At 61.5% G+C, this 17,061-nt stretch carries 12 protein-coding genes; 4 read left to right on the plus strand and 8 right to left on the minus strand.

Annotated features, from left to right (window positions below; translation table 11 throughout):
- The 3 genes from IFT66_RS12925 (at window position 1) to IFT66_RS12935 (ending at window position 7,237) form a co-directional block, all read left to right on the plus strand.
- A complete protein-coding gene (locus IFT66_RS12925; protein ID WP_192077820.1) occupies window positions 1–4,491 on the plus strand; it encodes a translocation/assembly module TamB domain-containing protein in 4,491 nt (1,496 codons plus the stop codon).
- A 295-nt stretch (window positions 4,492–4,786) separates the two neighbouring features.
- Window positions 4,787–5,266 (plus strand): chemotaxis protein CheW, encoded by a 480-nt coding sequence (locus IFT66_RS12930; protein ID WP_062462566.1) that lies wholly within the window; start codon window positions 4,787–4,789, stop codon window positions 5,264–5,266.
- 213 nt (window positions 5,267–5,479) lie between these two features.
- Window positions 5,480–7,237 carry a methyl-accepting chemotaxis protein gene (locus tag IFT66_RS12935; protein ID WP_184654580.1) on the plus strand — a complete coding sequence of 586 codons (1,758 nt, stop codon included), beginning with the start codon at window positions 5,480–5,482 and terminating at the stop codon, window positions 7,235–7,237.
- Window positions 7,238–7,283: 46 nt separating this feature from the next.
- Here the strand turns inward: IFT66_RS12935 and fdhD are convergent, their stop codons facing one another.
- The 5 genes from fdhD to IFT66_RS12960 all read right to left on the minus strand — a co-directional run bounded on the left by fdhD (window position 7,284) and on the right by IFT66_RS12960 (window position 13,153).
- The gene (gene fdhD, locus IFT66_RS12940) at window positions 7,284–8,117 is read right to left on the minus strand and encodes a formate dehydrogenase accessory sulfurtransferase FdhD (protein ID WP_192077821.1); all 834 of its coding nucleotides are present in this window, start codon (window positions 8,115–8,117) and stop codon (window positions 7,284–7,286) included.
- Window positions 8,117–9,001 (minus strand): LysR family transcriptional regulator, encoded by an 885-nt coding sequence (locus IFT66_RS12945; RefSeq protein WP_192077981.1) that lies wholly within the window; start codon window positions 8,999–9,001, stop codon window positions 8,117–8,119. The genes fdhD and IFT66_RS12945 overlap by 1 nt, the downstream gene beginning before the upstream one ends.
- 195 nt (window positions 9,002–9,196) lie before the next feature.
- On the minus strand, window positions 9,197–10,321 hold the full coding sequence (locus tag IFT66_RS12950; RefSeq protein WP_192077822.1) for a mandelate racemase/muconate lactonizing enzyme family protein: 1,125 nt from the start codon (window positions 10,319–10,321) through the stop codon (window positions 9,197–9,199).
- A gap of 170 nt (window positions 10,322–10,491) precedes the next feature.
- A complete protein-coding gene (locus tag IFT66_RS12955; protein ID WP_192077823.1) occupies window positions 10,492–11,991 on the minus strand; it encodes an aldehyde dehydrogenase family protein in 1,500 nt (499 codons plus the stop codon).
- Between the two features lie 16 nt (window positions 11,992–12,007).
- Window positions 12,008–13,153: an iron-containing alcohol dehydrogenase gene (locus IFT66_RS12960; RefSeq protein ID WP_192077824.1), complete on the minus strand. Its 1,146-nt coding sequence runs from the start codon at window positions 13,151–13,153 to the stop codon at window positions 12,008–12,010.
- A gap of 111 nt (window positions 13,154–13,264) precedes the next feature.
- On the opposite strand from IFT66_RS12960, the gene IFT66_RS12965 reads away from it, so the two are divergent.
- The gene (locus tag IFT66_RS12965; RefSeq protein ID WP_174197128.1) at window positions 13,265–14,161 is read left to right on the plus strand and encodes a LysR substrate-binding domain-containing protein; all 897 of its coding nucleotides are present in this window, start codon (window positions 13,265–13,267) and stop codon (window positions 14,159–14,161) included.
- A gap of 73 nt (window positions 14,162–14,234) precedes the next feature.
- On the opposite strand, the gene IFT66_RS12970 is transcribed toward IFT66_RS12965, so the two are convergent.
- The 3 genes from IFT66_RS12970 to IFT66_RS12980 form a co-directional block, all read right to left on the minus strand.
- Window positions 14,235–14,642 carry a F0F1 ATP synthase subunit epsilon gene (locus IFT66_RS12970; RefSeq protein WP_062462547.1) on the minus strand — a complete coding sequence of 136 codons (408 nt, stop codon included), beginning with the start codon at window positions 14,640–14,642 and terminating at the stop codon, window positions 14,235–14,237.
- 74 nt (window positions 14,643–14,716) lie between these two features.
- A complete protein-coding gene (atpD, locus tag IFT66_RS12975) occupies window positions 14,717–16,147 on the minus strand; it encodes a F0F1 ATP synthase subunit beta (RefSeq protein ID WP_062581713.1) in 1,431 nt (476 codons plus the stop codon).
- Between the two features lie 23 nt (window positions 16,148–16,170).
- The gene (locus tag IFT66_RS12980) at window positions 16,171–17,058 is read right to left on the minus strand and encodes a F0F1 ATP synthase subunit gamma (RefSeq protein WP_062581712.1); all 888 of its coding nucleotides are present in this window, start codon (window positions 17,056–17,058) and stop codon (window positions 16,171–16,173) included.
- Window positions 17,059–17,061: the final 3 nt, after the last annotated feature.

Consider the following 17,061-nt stretch of genomic DNA (forward strand, 5'->3'; position numbering starts at 1 on the left):
ATGACGCTTTTCGTTCGCCTGCTGAGATGGGTCTTCAAGGCCGCGATTGCCGCGGTCGGGGTCCTTTTCGTCATGGCGCTCGGCGTCGTCCTGTTCGTTGCATTGACGCCGTTCGGCGGAAACATTGCGGCAGAACGGATCTCGGCGCTGGTGTCCACCCCGGACCGCAAGGTCAGTTTCTCTCGACCGGAAGGTCTGCTGTCGGGTGATCTGCGCATCGACAGCCTGACGCTGTCGGACAAGGACGGTGCCTATGCCGAAATCGGCGGCATCGAGGTCGACTGGTCGCCATCGGCGCTGGTCTCCGGCGTGTTCCGCGCAGACCGGGTTTCCGCAACGACCGTGAACTTCATTCGTCCGCCGCAGCCTGATGCGACCATAACGACGCAGAGCACGACAAAGTCGTCCGGCTCGCCGCTGCCGGTCGGCATTCGGGTCGCGCAGATAGATCTGCCGGATATCAACCTGTCGCAGGCCCTCTCCGGACGCGATTTTGCGCTGTCGGTGAAGGGCTCGATCGATGCGACCGGCCCCAACATCTCGCTCAAGCTGGAAGCAACCCGCAAGGACGAGATGGATGCGAAGGCATCCGCAGATATCGTCTACGCACCGTCGGAAAACCGCCTGCAGCTGAAGGCCTCGGTCTCCGAACCGCAGGGCGGACTGCTCGCCCGACTGTTGCGCCTTCCCGGCGCTCCTGCCGTCGCATTGGGGCTGGATGGCGAAGGACCTCTCTCGAACTGGGCCGGCCGTCTCGTCGGCAATGTCGATGGCGCACCTGTCATCTCCGTCGATGGAAAACATGTCCTGGTCGACAACGGCGCCCACCGCGTGGAAATCATCGGTGGCGGCCAGCTTGCAACGCTGATGCCGCCAGCCTTCCGGTCGCTGGTCGAAGGTACAACGGACATCAATGTGGCCGCCATCTACGCGCCTTCGGGTCGCGTCGACATCCAGCGCGGCGACCTCACCTCCGGCGCCGTGAAGATTACCGCCAAGGGCGCATGGGACCCGAACGGCGACAACAGCCTGACGGCCGGCGTTTCCGGCACCAAGGGCCCGGTCTCGATCGCGTGGCCGATCAACGGCCAGGAGAGCCGCTTCTCCATTGATACGATCAATTTCACCCTGACCGGCGCCGCAGCCTCTGCCCGTTTCAATGCGACGGCAGCGCTGAATTCCGCCGAACTTCCGCAAGGCCGGTTCGGCCAGGTGCGGCTGCAGGCTGAAAGCGAGGATCTCGACCTCATCCAACGGGCCGGCAGCATCCGCAGCCGCCTGACAATTGGTCAGATGAGCTTCGTCAATCCCGACCTCAACCGTGTGATCCGCGGGCCGCTGACGCTCGACGCACCACTTCGGCTGGCACCACCGGCCATCGGCCTGGATGCAGCGACGCTCGAAAGCGCCGGCATCAGCGGCACGGTCAGCGGCGCATTCGATACGTCGAAGCAGACAGTCACCGGCAATTTCCGCATTTCGACCAATGCCTCGGTCCTGCCGCCGTCGCTGGCACCGAAGTTTGAAGGCGCAATTGCCGCCGAAGGCTATGTCGACGCCTCCTCGGCAAACCGCATCAGCCTGGAAAACGTCACGCTGAAATCGAACGCACTCGAAGCCCGCGGCAACGTGCTCTATGAAAACGGCACGCTGGTCAGCCACCTTGCCGGACGCCTTCCGGACATCAAGCGCTGGCTGCCGGATGCCGAAGGCGCCGCAGGCTTTGACATCACCACCAGCGGCCCCACCACGGCACTGGCCGTCAAGGCCGTCGTCAACTCCGCCGAGGCAAGGCTCGTCGGCCGCAAGCTCGAAGATCTGAGCTTCACGATCAATGGCACCGCCAATCCACAGGCGCCGCAGGGCACGATCGTCGCCAAGGGCACTCTGGACAGCCAGCCGATCCGCATCAATGCCGATGTGCAGTCGGCGAACGGCCAGACGTCTGCCCCCAATATCGTCGCCGAAATCGGCCCGAACCGCCTGAACGGCGCACTGACCTTCTCGCCGGAATTCCTTCCCACCGGGGAAGTCACATTCAACTTCCCCGATGTGGCACTTCTTGCCGCACTCGCAGCCCAGCAGGCGCAAGGCGACCTTCGCGGTTCGGCGACCTTTGCCAATGTCGACGGCAAGGCGAGCGCTGTCGTGAAGGCCGAAGGTTCCTTGCTGAAGCGAGGTGCTATCGAGATCGCCCAACCCAAGGTCGACCTGACGATACCGGACCTGAAGGCGATTGCGGCTGCCGGTTCGATCAGTGCGGCGCGCATCGGCAGCGGCACCAACGTCATCGATAACATGCAGTTGGGTATCACCCACGGTGGTACGACGACGGACTTCAAGCTGTCCGCGACCTACGACAATGCGCCACTCGAGGGTGCCGGCGCGATCCAGACCGCGGACGGGCTTGCTGTCGAGATCAACAGCTTCAATGCGACGCCACGCAAGATCCCCGTGCGCCTCGCTGCCCCAACCCGGATCGTTGTCGAGAACGGCAACGCGCGGTTTACCGACTTTACCATTGCCACCGGCAACGGCCGTCTTTCTCTGAACGGGACCGCCGGCACGGCGCTTGATCTTTCCGCCAAGATCACGTCCCTGCCGGCCAGCCTGATCAACACGTTCGTACCCTCGATCAATGCAGCCGGCGTCATTTCCGGCACGATCAATGCAACGGGCACGACCTCTGCCCCGGCGATCAAATATGATTTGGAATGGAGTGATGCACAGCTTCGCCAGATGCGCGACGCTGGCATCGCACCCTTTCGACTCCAGGCTGCCGGAAGCTTCGCCGACCGTACAGTCACACTAGACCGCACCCGTCTCACGGGATCCGATGGTCTCGAATTGACCGCCGACGGACGCGTGATCCTCAACGCCGACGGCGCGCCGGCGCTCGACATCAATGCCAGGGCCAGATCTGTCCCGGCCAGTCTCGCAAATGCCTTCGTACCGGGCCTCGGCGCAAAAGGCGCGATCTCCGGGACCGTGGTGGCAACCGGAAGTCCCCAGGCGCCGGCCGTTCGTTACGATCTGCGTTGGGCGAACGCCTCCGTCAGCCAGTCGACATCCGCAGGCGTTGCTTCGGTGGATGTGACTGCCAAGGGTACCTATGAGGGTACGCGCGTAACCGTCGACCTCGGTCTCACCGGCGGCGGCGGTATTTCGCTCACCGGTGGCGGCGCTGTCTCGCTCGAAGGCGACAAGGCGCTGAACCTCAAATTCGATGGGCGCTTTCCGTTTTCCATACTCGCGGGCCAACTTGCCGCCCAGGGCTTCGTGCTGACAGGCACCGGCAATGTCGATCTCGGCATTCGCGGAACGGCCAAGGCACCGCTTCTCTCGGGCAGCGTCACCTCCTCAGGGGCGAAGTTCGTCGATGCCAGGCGCAATCTCGCCATCAACAATCTCGCTCTCAACGTTCGGCTCGACGGCACCCGCGCCACGATCGAGCGGCTGGGCGGAACGCTTGCAAGCGGCGGCACCGTCGCCGTGACAGGCTCCGTAGAGACGACCGAGGGCTTTCCGGCCGATCTGCGCATCGTCCTCAACAAGGCGAGCTATGCGGACGGAAACCTGTTTGCGGTCACCGCTGACGGAGATCTCACGATCAACGGCCCGCTGCTGTCGGGCCCGGCGCTGAAGGGCAAGGTGTCGCTGACCAAGGCTGCAATCACCGTGCCGGCCCGGCTTCCGTCATCACTGTCATCGATCGATATCCGCCACCGCAACGCCCCACGCGACGTTGTGCGCCAGATGGAGGAAATCCGGCCGAAAAGCGCAAAGGGTGCCAGCGAGCCGATTGCACTCGACCTGCAGATCCTGGCACCGAACGGTATCTTCGTGCGAGGCCGCGGTATCGACGCCGAGCTCGGCGGCGACCTGACGATCAGGGGCGACGCAGTCACCCCTGTCATTTCCGGTGGCTTCGACATGCGTAGAGGCCGCATTGTCATCCTGTCAAAGCGGCTGGACTTTACCGAAGGCAAGATCACCTTCGGCGGCGGTCTGGTACCGATCCTCGACATGGAAGCAAACACGAGCTCCGGCCAGACGACGATCACTGTGAACATTACCGGCGTTGCCAACGATCCGACGATTTCCTTCTCCTCCGCCCCTGCCCTGCCGCAGGACGAGGTTCTGGCACGACTGATCTTCAACCAGTCGATGTCGCGTCTGTCGCCGCTGCAGATTGCACAGCTGGCCGATGCCGTGACCCAGCTTGCCGGCGGGGGCTCGACGTCGCTACTCGAAAAGCTGCGCAGCAACCTCGGCGTCGATGACCTCGACATCAGCACAGACGATACGGGCCAGACGACGGTATCGGTGGGGCGCTACATCAACAAGCGCACCTACTTCCAGGTCGAGCAGGGCGGCCAGAACGGCGCTCAGGCCACCATCAATCTGGATGTCGGGCGTGGCGTCAAGCTGAAGGCCGGCGCCGGCAGCGAAGGCGGCACCGCAGGCGTATTCTACGAAAAAGAATACTGACCAGGTGACGTAGAGCCACCCACAGCCCACCAGACGGGAAACATCCGACTGCCCTGAACGTGGCCGGAAACCGGGCGCAGCAAGAGCTGCCCTGCCTGCGGAGACATGCCAGAACATTAGCGAACTGGTGAGCAAGTTTAGAATTGCGAAATACTCTTCGCATACAGTTAGAGAATTGAAACTTGCCATACGGTTTGCAGCACCGTTGCGGAAAGGTCAGCAGCGCCAGCTGAAAGCCTTGAACCGGACCTGCCGCTGTCGCCGTAAAGGCCTGCACGAACCGGGAAGAACTTTGATGTCCGCGACGATCAACTCGAAGACTTACAGTGGCGATACGCTTGAGATCATCGCCTTCCGCCTTCACGATCAGGAGTTCTGCGTGAAGACAACCACCATCCGCGAAATCCGCGGTTGGGCCCCGTCGACACCGCTCCCGCATGCACCGGCCGACGTCATCGGCGTCATGAACCTGCGCGGATCCGTCATCCCGATCATCGATCTGGCCTTCAAGCTGGGCATGAAGAGCACTGTCGCCAACGAGCGGAGTGCGATCGTCGTCGCCGAGGTGCATAACATGGTCATCGGCATGCTGGTCGATCGCGTGTCCGACATCCTGACCATTCCCGCAAACACGGTTCAGCCGGTTCCGGAAGTCTCCGCTTCGTTCGACAAGTCATTCTCGGAAGGTATCATCGCCAACGAAAACGGCATGATCTGCTTCCTCAACCTGTCGAAGATGTTCAAGGGCACCGAAGTAGAAGAACTCGCTGCCTAAACCATTCCCGCGATTTGAACAAAGGCCGCATGACTTAGTCATGCGGCCTTTGTCGTTTGCTTCGTAATACTTGCTCACAATCCGGTTTCATCCATCACTTTTTAATATTTATGCCTTCTAATATTACCCCGGGGCGACGACCATCCCGCTGTTGGGAAAAGGCGTCAAAAGTACGCAGCCAAGTGTCCGACGCGGCGCGGCAAGGGGATCATCATGCTGGGATTGGGTAAAGCCGGGGATGTGGCGCGGATCTTCGACGCCATATCGCGTTCGCAGGCCGTTATTGAATTTGATCTGACCGGCACCATCCTGGATGCCAACGAGAATTTCTGCCAGGCGCTGGGGTACACGCTCGCAGAAATAAAAGGCAAGCATCACCGCATGTTCTGCGAGCCCGCTTTCGTTGCGTCCGACGAATACCGCTCTTTCTGGAAAGACCTCGCTGCCGGCAAGTTCGAGGCGCGGGAGTACAAGCGGATCACCAAATCAGGCGGGGAAATCTGGATCCAGGCCTCCTACAACCCGGTCATGCGCAACGGCAAACCATACAAGGTCATCAAGTTCGCGACCGATATCACGGCCACGAAGCTGAAGGCAGCCGACGACGCGAGCAAGCTTTCGGCAATCAGCCGGTCGCAGGCCGTCATCGAATTCACACCACAGGGCGAAATCCTCGACGCCAACGAAAATCTCTGCAACGCTGTCGGCTACGATCTGGCCGAGATCAAGGGACGCCACCACCGGATGTTCTGCGAGCCTGGCTATGCGGCGTCACCTGCCTATGCGGAATTCTGGAAGAAGCTGTCGGAAGGCGAGTTCATTGCCGACGAGTTTGTCCGCTACGGAAGGGGTGGCCGCGAGATCTGGATCCAGGCCGCCTATAACCCGATCCGCGATCTCAACGGCAAGGTCACGAAGGTCGTCAAGTTTGCAACCGACGTGACGCCGCGCATGAACGCAATCGGCATGCTGAGCAAAGGCCTGCGCAATCTCGCGGACGGCAAGCTTGACCAGGCACTCGATACGCCCTTCGTGCCGAGCATGGAAACCACCCGAAGCGACTTCAACGAGGTCGCCGCCAAGCTGACCGATGCCATGCGCACCGTGGCGCAGAATGCAGCCGGTATTGCCGCGGCTTCAACCGAAGTCCGTGACGCATCTGGAGAGCTCGCAAAGCGCACCGAGCAGGCGGCAGCCGCACTTGAGCAGGCCGCAGCAGCCCTTGAGGAAGTGACGCGCACCGTCACCGATTCCAGCAGCCGCGCCGACGAGGCCGGCAAGCAGGTCAGGGCCACCAAGGAAAATGCCGAGCAATCCGGCCTTGTCGTGCGCAGTGCCATTTCGGCGATGGACGAGATCGCCGCATCGTCGAACGAGATCAACAACATTATCGGTGTAATCGACGACATCGCCTTCCAGACCAACCTCCTAGCCCTGAACGCCGGTGTCGAGGCGGCGCGCGCGGGTGAAGCGGGCAAGGGATTTGCCGTGGTTGCTCAGGAAGTGCGCGAACTCGCTCAGCGTTCGGCCAAGGCCGCCAAGGAAATCAAGACTCTGATCAACACCTCGGCACATCAGGTCTCCAGCGGTGTCGAACTGGTCGGGCGCACCGGCAGATCATTGCAGGAAATCCTCGTGCAGGTGGCAAGCATCCATGAAAATGTCGGCGCGATCGTCGAGGCATCCCGCGAACAGGCAACCAGCCTGCGAGAGATCAGCAGCGCGGTCAATCACATGGACCAGGCGACCCAGAAGAACGCCGCGATGGTGGAGGAAACCACCGCTGCCAGCTATTCACTGGCCAACGAGGCCGATAGCCTGAAGGCTCTGCTCAGCCAATTCGATATCGGCTCCGTCACCTCACAGGTCCGCAGGCCGGAGTCGAACTATACGCCGGCAGCAGCCAACGTGGCGCCGCTGCGCATGGTTCAAGGCAATCTGAAAACCGCCGGTGGCTGGGAAGATTTCTGAGACACACCCTCAAGAGCAGCCGGGGCGGCGTTCAGGCAACCTCGGCTTACTCGAAACGGATCCGGTGCGGATGCGAGAAGATCTCGAAATCCTCGCCGCGTGAGAGTGCGACAAGGGTCATGCCTGCGGCGTCCGCCGTGCGGATGGCCAGTGCGGTCGGCGCCGATATGGCGATCAAGACTGGGGCACCGAGAATGGCGGCCTTCTGCACCATTTCTACCGAGATGCGGCTGGTAACGACGACGACGCCTTCGGCGCCCGTGCGGCCTGCGCGCATCACGGCGCCCGCAAGCTTGTCGAGCGCATTGTGCCGACCGACATCCTCGCGCACCGCAACCAGTCCCTCGCCGAGGACGTAGAAACCGGCTCCGTGAACCGCGCGAGTCTGGGCATGCAACGGCTGGGCGGAATTGAGCGCGTTGCTGGCACGCGCAATGTCGGCGGCTGACAGAAGCATGTCGACACCGGAGACATCAGGCACCGGACGCATCGCCTGCTCGATCGATTCGATGCCGCAAAGGCCGCAGCCGACGGGTCCTGCCATATGGCGTCGTCTGGCGCGCAGAGCATCTTCCTTGTCTTCGGCAAGCGTGACCTGAACATCGAGACCGTCGCCCTCCTGGAGCACCTCGATCCCTTCAATCTCGGCGATGGAAGCAATGATGCCTTCCGTCAGCGTGAAACCGGCCGCGAAGTCCTCGAGATCGGCAGGCGTGCCCATCATCACCGCCTGGGTTGAGCCACCGTAGGAAAAGGCGATCGGCACCTCTTCGGGTACGAACCGGCTCGTTTCCTTGACGAGCCCATCGCGATAGGACGTTTCAGCCAGCGAAACGGTCGGCGCGATGCCGCCCTTGTGTTCATCATTCAACGTGGACATCAGGACTTTCCGAGCAGGCGCGCTTCATGGAGCAGCGCTGAAACCAGTGGCGTATTGGGTTCACGATGCGGAGCAACGAGACCAACCGTATGGCTGACATGCGGCTCCACGATCGGAATGGTTCGGATATTGTGCGAGAAGCCGAAGGACTCGGCCACGTTCTGCGGCATGATGCTGGCCCAGCGGCCGGTACCGACATGCGCCAGCAGCGTCACCATCGAATTGGATTCAAGCATCGGCCTCGCCGTCACGCCGGCTTCCGCGAGGTGCTGGCTTATAATCCGGCGGTTCTGCATATCCGGCGTCAAAAGGCAGAGCTGCAACCCGGCCATTTCGGTCCAGGTCACCTGTTTACGGTCGGAAAGAGGCGTGCCGTCGGCCGTGACGAGATTGTAGCTTTCTGAATAGAGCGGAATGCTGACGACACGACCGAGCGGCTCGTTGTCGAGATAGGTAATGCCCGCATCGATCTCGAAATTGTCGAGCTGCGTCAGGATCTGCAGCGATGTGCGAGACACGACCGAGAACGTCACATCCGGATACCGGGTCTGGAAAGGCCCCGTCAGGCTGGGCACCATGGCAAGCGCCGTCGGGATGACGGCAAGACGGATGTGGCCCGCAAGCCCCTTGCGCGCGGCGCGCATTTCCTCGCGCATCGTGCGGGCGTCGCCTACAATGCGTTTTGCCCATTCCAGCACGCGCTGTCCCTCGGGCGTCAGGCCCTGATAGCGCGAACCGCGCACCACGAGCTGGACGCCGAGACTGTCTTCGAGGTGCCGGATCGCCGCCGACAGGGAAGGCTGGGCAATGCCGCATTCCTCGGCCGCCCGACCGAAATGGCCTTCCCGTGCCAGCGCAATGAAGAATTCCAGCTTGTCGATCAAAGCCCGCTCCCACACGATATGGCTCTGAATTGCCGGAACTTCCGGCGCCACATCCTATCAAATCACTCTGCCGGCAACTTATAGCGGCAAAAGAAATCGATTGCGCAGGAGATTTCGGCGTCGTCAATCACCTCTTCGTTGGTCGACGCTGGTAGACCGCAGGCTCTGCGAACTCAGGGTGCAGACGGCCTGGGATCAGGCAATCCGGGTTGACGCGAGACGATCCTCGTCCAGCACGATGCCGAGACCCGGCGCATCGCCGAGTGTCAGCCAGCCGTGACTGTGCTTCAGCGGCGAAGCCATCGGATAATCCCGCCGCGCCCCGCTCCATTCCGGATTGTCGTAAGGGTATTCGAGGAAAGGCGCATCCCCCACGCCGGCAGTCAGATGCGCGTTGGCGAGCACGCCGATTCCGTTGGTCCAGCTGTGCGGCGTAAACGTCACCCCCGCCTCCCGCGCCTGATAGACGAGGCGCCGGCAACCGGTAATGCCGCCCACCAGCGCAACATCCGGCTGGATCACGTCAAACGCACGCTCCTCGATGATATCGCGGAATTCCGAGAGCTCGCGGGTCATCTCGCCGCCCGCGATCCTCACCGACGTCGCCTCCTTCAACGCTCGCATGCCCTTGCGGTCGGACCGGAACAGCGGTTCTTCCATCCAGTAGATGTCGAGCCTTTCCAGTTCCTTCGCAACCGCAAGTGCATCCTTGAACGTCCATGGCAGTGTCGTATCCCAGGGCATGCGCCAGCCCTGATTGCAGTCGACCATCAGTTCCAGGCGATCGCCGACGCGGGCACGGATCGCTCCCAGCGCCTTGATGTCATCCCGCCAGCTCGACCGTCCGCCGGCAGAGGACGAGAAGCGCACCTTCATGGCCGGAAAGCCTTCCTCGACGTAACGCTCCGCCTGATCCGCCATCGCCTGTGGATCGCGCAGCACGCCCGAGGATGCGTAGAGGCGCACCTTGTCCGAGCGGCCTCCGAGCATGCGCCAGACGGGCTCTCCATTGATCTTACCCGACAGATCCCAAAGCGCCAGATCCAGCGGCCAGCAGCGGCCATAGTGAAAGTTGATATGCGAGAGCACCTCGTAGTGCCGCTCCAGATGGCGAGGGTCCTGGCCGATGAACAGGTCCTCGTGACCCTTGAAACCCTTCATCAGGTCGCCCGAGCCGATCCCCTCCCGGCCCTCGTCGTCCCTGACGCGCACGATCGTGGCGTCGAAATGATGCCGCGGCCTGCCATCCCAGCTCGCCTTGAAGGCTGGATCGAGCGGCAGGCGATGATGGGTGATCTCGATCGATGCGATACGGCTCATGGCTTTCCTCCGCTGATGTTGCCGGACTGACGAAGACCCCTCCCCACCCTCCCCACAAGGGGGAGGGCTTTAACCCGCCGCAACGCCGGAGATCAATTCCAGACGAGCGACCGCCACGAGTCTTCTCCCCCCTTGTGGGGGAGATGGCCGGCAGGCCAGAGAGGGCCTTCCTACCCAAACTGCTGCCAGATGGTTTTGTAGTCGCAGTATTTGTCGATCGCATGCACCGAGCGGTCGCGTCCGAAACCGGATTGCTTGAACCCGCCGAAGGGTGTCGAGAAATTCGCCATGTCATAAGTGTTGATCCACACGGTGCCCGCATGGATCGCTTCCGAAATGCGGTGAGCGCGGTCCATGTCTTTGGTGAAGACCGCGCCGGCCAGACCGTAGATCGTATCGTTGGCAATCCGGAGAGCTTCTTCCTCCGTATCGAAGGGAATCACACCAAGGACGGGTCCGAATATCTCCTGCCGCGCCAGGCTCATGTCGTTGGTCATGTCGACAAAGACACCGGGCGAGATATAGAAGCCGCCCGTCTCGGAAAGCACGCGTTCGGCGCCGAAGACGCGTTTGGCACCCTCCGTCTCTCCGGCAGCGATCATGCCGAGTACTTTTTCCATATGCGCTTCATCGATCAGCGCGCCGATCTGGGACGAAGGCTCGAACGGATGGGCCAACGCGATATCGCTTGCCGTCACCGCCTCGATCTTTGCGATGAGCTTCTCCTTAACTGAGCGCTGCACCAGAAGGCGGGTCGCGGCATGGCAGGTTTCGCCGGCATTGTAGAAGCATCCCCACGCGGCGGCAGATGCTGCGGCATCAAGGTCTGCATCCTCGAACACGACGATGGGCGACTTGCCACCGAGCTCAAGCGCCACGCGCTTGACGTTGGATTGGGCTGCATACCCCATGATCAGCTTGCCGACTTCGGTCGAACCGGTGAACGCGATCATGTCCACATCCATATGCAGCGCCAGCGGCTTGCCCGCCTCTTCGCCGTAGCCGGTGACGACGTTGAACACGCCGGCCGGAAGACCGGCTTCCACCGCCAGTGCCGCAAGCCGGAGCGCCGAAAGCGACGACTGTTCGGCCGGTTTGAGGACGACGCTATTGCCGGCCGCGATTGCGGGACCGAGCTTCCAGGCATCAATGATCATCGGGTAGTTCCACGGCGTGATGACACCGATCACGCCAAGCGGCACTTTTCGCACCAGGGCCCGGGCATTTGGCCCGGTCGGTGCGACCTCGTCATACTGCTTGTCGATCATTTCGCCGTAATACTGGATGCCATCGGCGCAGAGGCGGACATCGACATTGAGCGAGGCCAGAACCGGCTTGCCGACATCGAGCGTTTCCAGCATCGCCAGCTCTTCCGCATGGGCACGAATGAGTTCGGCCCATCGGAGCATGATCTTCTTTTTCTCGAGCGGCTCCTTCTTGCGCCACACACCGCTTTCGAAGGCTGCGCGGGCAGACGCGACGGCGGCGTCGATATCTACGCCGACCCCGCGCGCGAGTGCCACACCCGGCTTGCCGTCCATCGGGCGTGGACGGGTGAAGGTCTCGCCTGACTGCGCCGGGCGGTAGTCGCCTTCTATGAAAAGACGGCCTTCGAGCTTGAGCGTGGAAAGCGCGCTTTCCCAATAGTCGCGGGTATAGGTCGTGGTCATCGGAGTGTCCCTGTTCCTAAAGCGTCTTCGGCAGCGCCATGATCGTGTTCGCGATGGCATCGATATCGGCGTCCGAAACTTCGCGAACGGTCGAGCGCCGCATCGGCTGGTTTTCCGGCGCCAGCATTTCGGCGGCAAGGTCTGCACCCGAAAAGGCCTCGAACGCCTTCGGCAGCGAGCGCTGCACTCCGCAGCGATCCATGAGGTCGAAAACGAACCCGGGCAGCGCCTGCGCATCGGCAAGGCCCAGCACCCGGGCCGCATCGTTCAGGTCCGGCGTGTCGACATCGCACAGCCAAGAAAGCGTCGCCTCGAAGCCGAGCGCTGTGGCAAGCCCGTGATGAACCGGCGCAAGCCCGGCCAGCGCATGACTGATATTGTGGGCGATAGCCGTGCCGCAGTTGTCGATCGCGATACCGGCATAGCAGGAGCCCAGCAGCACCTTGCCGCGCGCATCGAGATTATCAGGAGCCTTGACGGCCGTTTCCAGCGAGCCTGCCACAAGCCGCATGGCCTCATGGGCATAGAGTTTCGCGCCGGCATGGGTGTTGCGGTTCGTTGCCGCCTCGAAAGCGTGAATAAAGGCATCCAGGCCGCACCACGCCGTCAGGTGCGGCGGAAGCGAAATGGTGAGCTCCGGGTCGAGGATGACGAGATCAGCCTTGGTCTCCCCTCCCCAGATCCACAGCTTCTTGCCTTCCGGCCCGGCAAAGATATTGGTCGCAGACGTTTCCGAGCCGGTGCCCGCCGTCGTCGGCACCATGATCTTCTTCAGGGGGTTGCGTGGAAGCGGATTGGCGGCCAGCGCATAATGCATCGGGTCCTCGCCGGACGCGGCGCAGCAGGCAGCAATCTTGGCGATATCCAGCGCCGATCCACCGCCGATACCGATGACAAGATCGGAACCCTTTGCGAGTTCACTTGCCGCGCGAAGATGCGCGAGTTTGGGTTCGCCCGAGAAATCGCAATAGTGTCGCGGCTCGATCCCGGCGGCGACCAACTCATCCGCAAGTGCTGCGGCGATACCTGTCGACGCCAGAAACCCGTCCATGACCACGGTTGCGATCGCCACGTCTTCGAAGCCCTTGGCCGCGGAGGCGAGATCGCCAAACAGGCCGGAGCCGAAGCGGATATCTGGTACTGATGACGTCTGAAACTGCATGACGGAAACACCCTGACAGGAACGCTAGCCGTGAGTGTGCAACACAATTTCACATCTTCAAATCCATCAGTTTTTCAGGCTTAATGATGACTTCAGATCATGGAGACGTCGATGCTGGACAGAATTCCGCTGGAAGCCTTCCGCGTCTTCGATGCCGCCTGCCGGCTCATGAATTTCTCCCGCGCCGGTCGTGAGCTTCATATCACCCAGGCCGCCGTCAGCCGGCGTATCCAGGGGCTGGAAGACCAACTCGGCGCAAAACTCTTCACGCGGCGCGGCCGCAATCTCAGCCTGACATCGGAGGGAGACCGGCTTGCCCAAAGGGTGCGCGCAACGCTGGAATATCTGGAGGAAAGTCTGGAGCCGTTCCGGGGCGGCGGAAGGGAAACCATCTCGATCGCCGCCAGCAGCTCGGTGTCCCATCTGTGGCTCGGCAAGCGCCTGAAGGATTTCGACAATGAGAGCCCGTCTGTCTCCGTGCGTTTGCTCACAACCGACGTGCCGTCGGAACTGGCCTCGGAAGCCAACGACCTCGTCATCCTCTATGCCGCCGGCGAACACCCGCGGTGGAACCTCACTTTGTTGATCCGGGAAAGCCTCGTCCCCGTCGCCTCCCCCGCCTATGTGGAAAGACGGGGGCTGGATGCAGCGTCGCTGACGGCAGACGCCATGACACAGCTGGACCTGATCGATTACGAGCGGGCCAACGCCCACTGGATTTCGCTCAGGCAATGGTTCGCGCGCCTGCCGAAGCCACCGAAGGCGGCAATCAAGCCGCGCCTGTCCTTCTCAACCTACTCACTGGCGATAGATGCCGCCCTTCGAGGCGAGGGCGTGACGCTTGGCAGCAGAGGATTGATTGCCGAGGAGCTGGCATCAGGAACACTGGTGGAACTTGGCACCGCCCAGCTCGATACGGGCTATGGCTACTATCTCGGCATGCCACGCTATCGCTCGCTCACACCGGGCGCCGCTCGCCTCCACCAGCACCTGCTCGGAAACCCATAGGCACCGAAAGCGCAAAAACGCGAAAGGCGGCCCGATGGACCGCCCTTCGTAAATTATATCGGACTCTGAAAAATCAGGCCGGAACGACGATGCCGTTCAGATGTGTCAGTTCGGACAGGAACTGTTCAAGCTTCGTCTTGTGCTCGTCGCTGTTGGCGTTGTCGATGGCAGCCTGCGTGGCATCGATGCGCTTCTGCAGCGTGTCCTGGTTCAGTTCGGTTACCGGCACAGCGGATTCCGCCAGCAGCGTGCAGCTGTCCTGGACGATATCGGCAAAACCGCCGAAGACGACGTATTTGGTGACCTGACCCGAGGCAAGCTTCACGGACACGACGCCCGGCTTGATCGTCGTCATCGTCGGCGCATGGTTGGCAAGCACCGTCATTTCGCCAAGCGTTGCCGGGATCACCACTTCGGAGACATTCTCCGACACGAGCAGGCGCTCGGGCGATACCAGTTCAAATTTGAAAGCGTCGGCCATCAAGGTCCACTTCCCTCGAGTGTTTCAAGCAGGAATGGCGCGCCGGATCATGTCCCGCGCGCCGTCTTATAGGATCAAGCAGCTTCGGAAAGCTTCTTGGCCTTTTCAATCGCTTCTTCGATCGAGCCGACCATGTAGAAGGCAGCTTCCGGCAGGTGATCGTATTCGCCGGCAACGAGGCCCTTGAAGCCCTTGATCGTGTCTTCGAGAGCGACCAGCTTGCCCGGCGCACCGGTGAAGACTTCGGCGACGAAGAATGGCTGCGACAGGAAGCGCTCGATCTTGCGGGCGCGCTGAACGGTCATCTTGTCCTCTTCGGACAGTTCGTCCATGCCGAGGATGGCGATGATGTCCTGCAGAGCCTTGTAGCGCTGAAGCGTCGTCTGAACCTTACGAGCGATCTCGTAGTGCTCTTCGCCGACAACCAGCGGGTCGAGCATGCGCGAGGTCGAGTCGAGCGGATCCACAGCCGGGTAGATACCCTTTTCAGCGATCGAGCGCGACAGAACCGTCGTTGCGTCCAAGTGGGCGAAAGAGGTTGCAGGAGCCGGGTCGGTCAAGTCGTCGGCGGGAACGTAGATGGCCTGAACCGAGGTGATCGAACCCTTGGTCGTGGTGGTGATGCGTTCCTGCATCTGACCCATGTCGGTCGCAAGCGTCGGCTGATAACCAACGGCCGAAGGAATACGGCCGAGAAGAGCCGACACTTCGGAACCTGCCTGGGTAAAGCGGAAGATGTTGTCGACGAAGAACAGAACGTCCTGGCCCTTGTCGCGGAAGTCTTCAGCGATCGTCAGACCCGTCAGAGCGACGCGAGCGCGGGCGCCCGGCGGTTCGTTCATCTGGCCGTAAACGAGAGCTGCCTTCGAGCCTTCGCCGCCGCCATGCTTGTTCACGCCGGATTCGATCATTTCGTGGTAAAGGTCGTTGCCTTCGCGGGTACGTTCACCCACGCCAGCAAATACCGAGTAACCACCGTGCGCCTTGGCGACGTTGTTGATCAGTTCCATGATGAGAACGGTCTTGCCAACGCCGGCGCCGCCGAACAGGCCGACCTTACCGCCCTTGGAATAGGGAGCCAGCAGATCGACAACCTTGATGCCGGTTACCAGGATCTGGCCTTCGGTCGACTGCTCGACGTAGGACGGTGCTTCCTGGTGGATCGAGCGCTTGCCCGACGTGATCAGCGGACCAGCTTCGTCGACCGGCTCGCCGATGACGTTCATGATGCGGCCGAGCGTCTCAGGACCAACCGGAACGGTGATCGGAGCGCCGGTATCGGTAACGCGCTGACCGCGAACAAGACCTTCGGTCGAGTCCATGGCGATGGTGCGAACCTGGTTTTCACCAAGATGCTGCGCGACTTCGAGAACGAGGCGGTTGCCGTTGTTCTCTGTTTCAAGCGCGTTGAGGATCGCCGGCAGTTCGCCGTCGAACGCCACGTCGACGACAGCGCCGATAACCTGGGTCACTTTGCCGAGGGACGTGCCCGTTGCGGTAGCCATGATTATTACCCTCTTTCTTTACCTCAGAGCGCTTCCGCGCCCGAAATGATTTCGATGAGTTCCTTGGTGATCTGTGCCTGACGCTGACGGTTGTAGGAGAGCGTCAGCTTGTTGATCATGTCACCGGCATTGCGCGTCGCGTTGTCCATTGCAGACATCTGCGCGCCATAGAAGGAAGCGTTGTTTTCAAGAAGTGCACGGAAGATCTGCACTGCGATGTTCTTCGGCAGCAGGTCTTCCAGGATTTCCTGTTCGCTCGGCTCGTATTCGTAAAGTGCGGCAGAACCGGCATCCGGCTGTGCTGCATCCCTGACGTCGAACTTTGCGGGGATGATCTGCTGGGCAGTTGCCACCTGCGCGATAACCGACTGGAAGCGCGCAAAGAAAAGCGTCGCAACGTCGAATTCGCCGGCGTTGAACAGCTCGAGCACCTTGTGGGCCACTTCGTCGGCCTGGACGAAACCAAGCTGCTTGACTTCGCGGAAGGTCACGTAGTGGACGATGTTGTCCTTGAACGTACGGCGAAGCACGTCGTTGCCCTTGCGGCCGACGGTCAGGATCTTGACCGTCTTGCCCTGTGCAATCAGCTTCAGCGCATGCTCGCGTGCCAGACGGACGATCGAGGAGTTGAAGCCCCCCGCCAGACCACGCTCGCCGGTCGCAACGATCAGGAGATGAACCTGATCCTTGCCAGTCCCGGACAAGAGAAGCGGTGCTTCGGCATTGCCGGCATTGGCAGCCGTGAGGCTGGCCAACACCTTGGTCATACGCTCCGCATAAGGACGGGCAGCCTCGGCCGCCTCCTGTGCACGGCGCAGTTTCGCAGCGGCGACCATTTTCATCGCCCTGGTGATCTTCTGCGTCGCCTTGACGGAGGCGATCCGGTTTTTCAGATCCTTAAGTGAAGGCATCCG

Origin of the sequence: Rhizobium sp. CFBP 13726 (assembly GCF_014841925.1) — a bacterium.
GTDB classification, from domain to species: Bacteria; Pseudomonadota; Alphaproteobacteria; order Rhizobiales; family Rhizobiaceae; genus Neorhizobium; species Neorhizobium soli.

Coding starts and splice junctions, on each gene's coding strand:
- IFT66_RS12925 (WP_192077820.1), top strand. CDS start 1: ATGACGCTTTTCGTTCGCCTGCTGAGATGGGTCTTCAAGGCCGCGATT.
- IFT66_RS12960 (WP_192077824.1), bottom strand. CDS start 13,153: ATGCAGTTTCAGACGTCATCAGTACCAGATATCCGCTTCGGCTCCGGC.
- IFT66_RS12955 (WP_192077823.1), bottom strand. CDS start 11,991: ATGACCACGACCTATACCCGCGACTATTGGGAAAGCGCGCTTTCCACG.
- IFT66_RS12935 (WP_184654580.1), top strand. CDS start 5,480: ATGCTGGGATTGGGTAAAGCCGGGGATGTGGCGCGGATCTTCGACGCC.
- atpD (WP_062581713.1), bottom strand. CDS start 16,147: ATGGCTACCGCAACGGGCACGTCCCTCGGCAAAGTGACCCAGGTTATC.
- IFT66_RS12970 (WP_062462547.1), bottom strand. CDS start 14,642: ATGGCCGACGCTTTCAAATTTGAACTGGTATCGCCCGAGCGCCTGCTC.
- IFT66_RS12965 (WP_174197128.1), top strand. CDS start 13,265: ATGCTGGACAGAATTCCGCTGGAAGCCTTCCGCGTCTTCGATGCCGCC.
- fdhD (WP_192077821.1), bottom strand. CDS start 8,117: ATGTCCACGTTGAATGATGAACACAAGGGCGGCATCGCGCCGACCGTT.
- IFT66_RS12950 (WP_192077822.1), bottom strand. CDS start 10,321: ATGAGCCGTATCGCATCGATCGAGATCACCCATCATCGCCTGCCGCTC.
- IFT66_RS12980 (WP_062581712.1), bottom strand. CDS start 17,058: ATGCCTTCACTTAAGGATCTGAAAAACCGGATCGCCTCCGTCAAGGCG.
- IFT66_RS12930 (WP_062462566.1), top strand. CDS start 4,787: ATGTCCGCGACGATCAACTCGAAGACTTACAGTGGCGATACGCTTGAG.